Below are 6196 nucleotides of genomic sequence, written 5' to 3' on the forward strand. Positions count from 1 at the left end.
GTTTTAATCTTTTCCAGCTGATGGCGGTCACACAGCTGATCAAAGACCGAAAAAACCTGGTTGAGAAAGTCCACAAGCTCAGTCGGAGAAATCTGACTAGATAGATTTGTAAAGCCAACTATGTCGCAAAACAAGACACTCACTTCTTCAAACCCATCGGCAATCGCCTGTTCGTTTTCCTTTAACCGCTCTGCGATCGCCACTGGCAAAATGTTGTGCAATAGCTTTTCCGACTTGGCTCTCTCTGCGGCTAGGGCCTGGGTACGCTGGACCACCTTTTGCTCTAGGGTATTGTACAGCTGAGCATTTTGGATGGAAATAGCCGCCTGGGAAGACAGTAGATTAATCACCTCCAGACGGTCACGGGTAAAGGCATTGGGAGCCAGAAAATGTTCAAAATAGACCAGACCCGTAAGACTCCCCTGGTGTAGCAATGGCACACAGAAAATAGATTTGGGCTGATGGACACGAATATAGGGGTCTTGGACAAAGTCTCCCGCTGTAGCCGCATCACTTAAAACGACGGCTTTTACAGTGCGGACGACATAGTTGATCAGGGATAGGGGCAGCTGTTCTGGATCGCGGGTACTCTCGGCCACGGGCACATTACCACCGCCACTATAGGCTTCTATCCAAAGATCGGCGCTATCTTTGAGCAGCAAATAGCCCCGCTGGGCTCCAGCATTTTCCACCAGAATCTCCATCAGTTCTCGGGTTAGCCGTTCTAAAACAATTTCGCTAGAGATAGTTTGGGACGCTTTGAGCAGGCTAGAGAGATCTAACGTATCGCTAAAGGTATTGCCACTAACCCGTTTGGTGATAGCCGCCGGGTTTAGCTCCATCTCATTAATGGACTGTAGCCAGGGAAATTCTTGCTCCAGCTGAGCGACCTTATGGGCCGCACCCCAGCGCATAAAGGCATAGTGAGCCTGTTGTAAATAGGGCCGAGCAAAGGCGACCTTGTCGTAGTCTAGCCAGAAGAGGGCAGCCCGCTCACAGGCAATGGCTTCATCCTGTAAAAACTGATGGCTAACAGCACAGGTAATGGCAGCATCGTAGTGCTGGATCGCATCCCACTGTTGTCCTTTGAGACGAGCCAGTTCTGCATCGATCAGCTGGGCCTTTTGCAAAAAGTTATTAGGGCAGATGGCGGCTCGCTTATGGAGCCAGACGCGATGAGTTTCGATCTGTTGTAACGTATCGGAGGATGTCGGGAATTCTGCCAACAGCATGGCCCGATAAAAATGGTATTCGGCGACGGAGACCACCCCAAGGATAAAATCCAGCATGGGGGCGGCTTTGTCTAGCATCGCCAGAGCCTCGTCAGGCTGGCGGTCCAGGTAAAGGGTCAGCCCCTGCAAAATATAATAGCGACACAGACCGCTGAGGCTATTGTTGTCACGGCAGGCCTGGATATAGCCCGTATCTGACGGACAGTCTCCCAATAGCTGCTGAATGGTTAGCTGGTAACCCAGCAGGGCATCAATGGCCCACTGATTTTTTACCTGACGACAAAACTGCATAGCTTCCTGGAGGGCCACCATTACTTCAGATAGGGGCTTACCCTGGAAAAACAAATTGGAGATGCGATAGCTGAGGGTATAGCCCACATATTGAAATTCTCCGGTTTCCAACCCGGCATCCACCCCCGCCTGGTTGACGGCATCGGCCTCAGAGACGGGTCTCACCCAGGATTGAACAAAGTTGCTAAGGATAAAGCAGGCGCGGGAGGTTTGGGTGCGATCGCAATATTTCTCACTCAGCCGCAGCGACAGCCGAGCCGACTCATAGCCCGCTTTATAGTCTCCCAGCACCGACCCCAGCAGCGTGCCATAGTTAGAATAGCCGTAGCAGGACTGGGGCACATTGCCATATTTCAAAAACAAATTGATCGACAGCACCACAATCACCTGCCACACCCGCTGATCATAGCGATAGGCCGCCGACCCCAGGTTGGACAACAGCTCCACCGCAAAGATTTTTTCAGGTTCGGTAATGGTGGGCAGATCCTCTAAAGACGCTAGAGTTCGGCCTTCGAGAGTTTCCCGCAGCTCAGCATATTCCACCTTAAAGGACACCTCTAGATCGGTCAGTGGCAAAGTCACTCCGAGCACCGCCAGGGCTTCTTTCCCCGCTTCCAAGGCCGCCTGGTAATTCGTTTGGATCGTGTTTTGCACAATCCGTAGGTTGTAAACTTCAGCCTGCTGCAGCGGCGAGAGATTCTGCTTTAAGAGATGGTCAATGGTGGACTGGGACGCATCAAACTCTCCGAGGAGGTATTGCACCTCGGCCCATTCTCGATAAAGCGCATAGGTGAGTTTAGCCAGAGATAGGGAAACAATCTTCCCAAGGTACTCCACCCCTGCTGCCAAATACTGTTCCGCCGCCTGATAGGCTGTTGCCTGCTTGGCTCGCTGTCCCGCCTCTAAGTTGAGCTGGACTACCTCTAAATACTGCTCCGACGACAGCTGAGAGCGGCCCAGGTTTAAATGGTCTACCACCTCAAACAGTTTTTCCGGCAGCGCAGCCAGCTGTTGCTGCAGGTGCTGTCCAATACGCAGGTGTAGTGCCGACTTTTCCCCAGAGTCAAGCAAATCATAGGCCGCCTGCTGTACCCGGTCGTGGAGAAACATCAGCTCCTGGTTTTGTTCTGAGGCCAGAAGTAACCCCGACTGCAGGGCTGATTCCAAAGTCTTGCGCACCGCCGCTGGGTCTTGCTCGGCCACCAGAGCTAGCATTTCTATATTAAAGCTAGCGCCAATACAGGCAGCGATGCATAGCAGCTGTTGCACCTCTGACGACAGCTGTTGCAGCTTGCGGGTCATCAGCACCACAACATTGTCGGTAATCTTCTGGGCCTGAATCTGAGCCAGATTCCAGTGCCAGCGTCGCTGCGATAGATCAAATCGAATCAGCTTCTCAGCTTCTAACGTTTTGAGAAACTCATTGACAAAGAATGGATTCCCATCGGTTTTTTCTAAGAGCAGCTGGGCTAATGGTTCCACCGTTGACAGCTCTTGGTACAGGGTATCGGCTAACAGCTGGCAGATATGGGGCAGCACCAGCGGTGAGAGCGTCAGGGTGGTGGGAACAATACCGTCTTGTTGCAACCCTGTTAAAGTACGCATGAGGGGATGAGTATCACTCACCTCGTTACTGCGATAGGCACCAATCACCAGCAACGATTCGGTCTGGGTATCGCTAAGCAAGAGATGCAACAGGTTAAGGCTAGCAGTATCGGCCCATTGTAAATCATCTAAAAACAACACCAGCGGGTGTTCCGGCTGGGCAAACACCCGCACGAATCGCTGAAAGACATTACTAAAGCGATTCTGACTTTCTGCTGGGGCTAATGCCGGGACTGCAGGCTGGGGGCCAATCACCAGCTCTAGATCGGGAATCACATCGATAATGACCTGGCCATTGTTGCCGACAGCGGTGAGCAGGTGCGATCGCAACACCTCCAACTGAGCCGCACTTTCCCCTAGCAGCTGTCGCAGTAGCCCGCTAAAAGCCTTGATCAAAGCGGCATAGGGCACCACCCGCTGCAGCTGGTCAAACTTGCCCGTCGTAAAGTATCCCTGGGCCTCGGTAATAGGGCGGTACAGTTCACGGACCAGGGATGATTTACCAATGCCCGAATAGCCCGTGACCAACACCAGACGAGCCCCATTAGCACAACGGCTCTCCTCAAAGCTGGCCAGCAGCTGGTGCAGCTCTGCTTCACGACCGTAGAGCGTCTGGGGCAAGCGAAACTGAAACGGATAGTCATCCTGAGCAATGGGCAGATCCAGGGAGATGCTGAGAGATAGGCTCTCCTGCAGCCGTTCTAGATCTGCCTGGATGCCCCAAGCACTCTGATAGCGCTCCTCAGCACTTTTGGCCATCATCTTAGTCACCATGGCCGCCAGAAAGTCGGGGAGTTCAGACCGCAGTTCGGTCACACTGGGGGGCATTTTGGCCAGATGGCTATGGACCAGGGCCATGGGATCAGTGGTGGTAAACGGCAGACTGCCGGTGAGCAGCTCGTAAAAGGTGGCCCCCAGGGAATAGATATCGGTACGATAGTCGATCAGCCGATTCACCCGTCCCGTTTGCTCAGGAGATAGATAGGTGAGGGTACCCTCCAGGGTATTGGGATGCTGGAGCGTCGCGGTTTCCTGCTGAATGCGGCTAGAAAGGCCAAAGTCGATAATCCGCAGCTGGCCAGTGGCGGGGTTAACGATAATGTTGCCGGGGTTGATATCTTTGTGGATCACCTGGGCCGCATGGATATGGCCTAGGCCCTGGGTAATTGCGATCGCAATGTCCAAAAACTGCTCCAGCGGCAGCGCCTGCTCCCGGTACAGCTGTCGCAGAGACTGCCCCCCAATATCTTCTAGAACCAGAACCAGCTCATGCCGCTGGGCATTAAGACCATACCCCTTGATCACCCAGTCACTCTCGATGTGCTGGAGCACGTCGTATTCCTGCTGGTAGTCAGCTAAGTCCTTGGGCAAAGGATACTGACGGTTAAGGCGTTTGACCACCACAGACTGTCCATGCAAAACGCCCCGTTCCACAATGGAGCGTTCGCTCCGATGAAGTTCTGCTTGGAACTGATAGCCCGACAGTGTCATGCGAAATGTATACCTGCAAACGCTAAGGTTCTAATAGCCTATCGGCTAAACGAAGCAATGTTCGTTCTCCGTAACCCTACGTATAAGCCATTTCGTCATCAGGACGTTAAAGCATCCCAAAAAGAACCTTTTAGGGCCATCACCGCGTTACATTTCCTTACCTCTCGACCGCTTGCCAAATCCTGTCAGTGGTGAGGTCACATCCCAAAATAGCCGTTGTTCTCCGGCATGCTGAAAAATAATTTGAGAGCCTGGCTTCACTTTTCCTATGGCTTTGCAGGTTAACCCATGGGGCTGAAACAATTCCTGTACCTGAGCAAAATGCTCTGGCGGAACACTGAGCAAAAAGCCAAAGCTAGGAAAACTAGTGAGCCATTTACGCCACGGCACCCCAGCCGGACGAGGAACAAGGTCAAGATCTAAACTTGCCCCACACCCTGACGCCTCAGCTAGCATCAGCAATGTACCAGCAATTCCACCCATGCTAATATCCTTGCCCGTATAACACAGACCCCTGGCCGCCAGCTGAGGTAGTAGCCCAATGTGCCGCTGTAGCCGAGCCGGTTCAGCAGTTGTAGCGGCATTCCAAAATGGATAATCCCCGTAGTAGCTACCCGCCATATTGACCACCATCACCAGGTCATCCCCCGGCTGAGCATCAAAACTAGTAATCAGCTGTTTCGCCCGACCTAAAATAGCCACCGCCAGACCATCGTAAGGACTGTGACAGTTGGTATGGCCACCGACGATGGGCACATTATAGGCCCGAGCAGCCGCCTGCATTCCCTGCCACAGCGGCGCACTAGCTGCTGCAGACTGACTCCAAAGCGCGTCAACTACGGCGATAGGGGTACCCCCCATGGCAGCAATATCAGAAATATTGACCATAACAGCACACCAGCCCGCAAACCAAGGATCTTGGCTCACCAGCTGGGGCCAGAGACCTTCAGCCGCCAGTAGCAGGTAACCATCACCGTCAGGTATGGCGGCACAGTCATCCCCCAGTTGAACAGAGTCCGCGCTGGCAGTATGGACGTATTGACCGACGGTGTTAGCAGCCGTTTGGATATCTTGTTTGTCGAGGATACTGACAGAGTTTTGAAGCGCAGTAATTAGTTCAGGGAGACTTTCAGTCATAGGTGTTTTAACCCTGTCAGCATGAGCTTTGGACTGACCAAAAGGTTGGTTAAAAACAGGCTCATTGCTCTAAGGGATATACAGGTGAATAATCTAACGCTCTAAAGGGTTTAACGATATCTGGTTCCTCTTACCAAGGTACTGTCTAAACCGTACAGAGGATTGACTGGAAATCAGCTCTACGTTCTGCATTAGCCCTCATCCTAAATCCTTCTCCCTCAAGGAGAAGAACTTTGAGCCCTCCGATATTGCAGGGCGATCACAAGGTATTGCCCTACAGAATTTGGATTTGGTATTAGATAACCTCTCCTTTTAGAATTTTGTCGCAGCGCGCAAAATTCTAAACCCCCCACCGACCACCCAAACACGCCATTCGGGATATCACTGATATTTTTCCGTGGGTTCTAGGGCGGCGGAACGCCCTAGCCATGGGGGTGTGG

The 6196-nt window shown here is 52.5% G+C and carries 2 protein-coding genes; both read right to left on the minus strand.

The annotated features are described in order from the left end of the window. On the minus strand, positions 1-4619 hold a 4619-nt coding region (locus IQ260_RS25980), incomplete at its 3' end, for an AAA family ATPase (RefSeq protein ID WP_193995985.1). Between the two features lie 147 nt (positions 4620-4766). Continuing rightward, the gene (locus IQ260_RS25985) at positions 4767-5756 is read right to left on the minus strand and encodes a sll0787 family AIR synthase-like protein (RefSeq protein ID WP_193995986.1); all 990 of its coding nucleotides are present in this window, start codon (positions 5754-5756) and stop codon (positions 4767-4769) included. Positions 5757-6196: the final 440 nt, after the last annotated feature.

The organism is Leptolyngbya cf. ectocarpi LEGE 11479, assembly GCF_015207065.1.
Lineage (GTDB): Bacteria > Cyanobacteriota > Cyanobacteriia > Phormidesmidales > Phormidesmidaceae > Leptothoe > Leptothoe ectocarpi.